This window comes from Pseudoalteromonas sp. Ld20 (assembly GCF_045064175.1).
In the GTDB taxonomy this organism is placed as follows: Bacteria; Pseudomonadota; Gammaproteobacteria; order Enterobacterales; family Alteromonadaceae; genus Pseudoalteromonas; species Pseudoalteromonas neustonica.
Map to the genome: position 1 here is coordinate 1 of NZ_JBISHB010000009.1, position 1,306 is coordinate 1,306.

Here is a 1,306-nt window from a genome sequence, read left to right on the forward strand (position 1 = left end):
GAATGAAGAACCTGCTCAATGAATTCTGAATTTATTTAATATCTTTCGATATTGAATTGACTGTGCCGAATAATTATTAAAAATAACTATTCTGTTGGTCACTCAGTTTCTCTTTCGAGAAATCACATTGAGACTCTAATTTTTTTGCCTTGCTTAGTAAACTAAGTTCGGCTGTTAGAACTCAATCTGTACGAGTGCCCACACAGATGATTGCTTTATATTGTTAAAGAACGTTGCGATTAAAGCGCTTTGCTTTATCTCGCTAGGGCTGCGCATGTTACGCTTTCCTATTTTTTTGTCAACACTTAAATTTAAACTTTATAAAAATTCAAACTCAAGTTTTACTCGACTCACTGATTAACTCTTGCCCCGCTAAGCGTTGCTGTCTGCCGTCTCAGTGGGGTCGCATTATAGGGCGCGGCTGATTTTACGCAAGCGTTATTATCACTAATCTTGCTTTTATTTCGCTTTCATAAGATACACAAAAGAAACTGACATGTTACCCACAAACACCTGTGCATAACATGCACTGTAAAACGATGAAATCGTAATATTCGTTATGCATGAAACATTGATTTATTATTGTATTTTTAAAATCAAACACAGCTAACAATTAATATAAATCTGCTAAGTAATGAAATTTAAATAGATCTTCTAATCCACCTCTTATTATCAGAATTTGGGCCTCATTAAAATGAGCTGTATTTAAACAGTTTTATCGCGGTCCCAAATCGCTTTACTCAAGCTCTTGATGGCTTGAATAACTAACCGATAAAAATAGCGCAGTAAAATTCACTTCAAAAAACTCAGGTGAACTCATATCAAGTGATCTGTAGGGGTGGTAACAAATATAGAGTTGAATACGGTAACAATACCTACCTGATCGTGTCTTTAATGATTCTGAAGAAATAGTCGAACAGGTATCGCAAGCATGGAATGGATCCATCTCAGTTCCTGGTACGGTTAAAAATGAGAGATTGGATAAAATTGACTTAATCTTTATGCAGATTGGTATTAACTCAGTACGATGCAGCTCGTGATTTATCGCGACAACCGATATATGGGGGTGTGTTGCTTTTAGGTGAACACCTGAGCGACACTAGCCACCTTGCACCTTGCTCGCTTTTTCACTTTCCTGCAGACGCAAAAAAGCCCGACTCTATGAGTCGGGCTTTCTTTATTTGGAGCCTGGCGATGACCTACTTTCACATAACAAATGCTACACTATCATCGGCGCTGTTTCGTTTCACTACTGAGTTCGGCATGGGATCAGGTGGGTCCAAAACGCTATTGTCACCAAGCAAAT

Annotated in this window: 1 rRNA gene; it reads right to left on the reverse strand. The window is 37.9% G+C overall.

What is annotated here, in order from left to right:
- Positions 1–1,186: 1,186 nt before the first annotated feature.
- Positions 1,187–1,301, reverse strand: a 5S ribosomal RNA gene (rrf, locus tag ACJJVX_RS00165).
- Positions 1,302–1,306 lie beyond the last annotated feature (5 nt).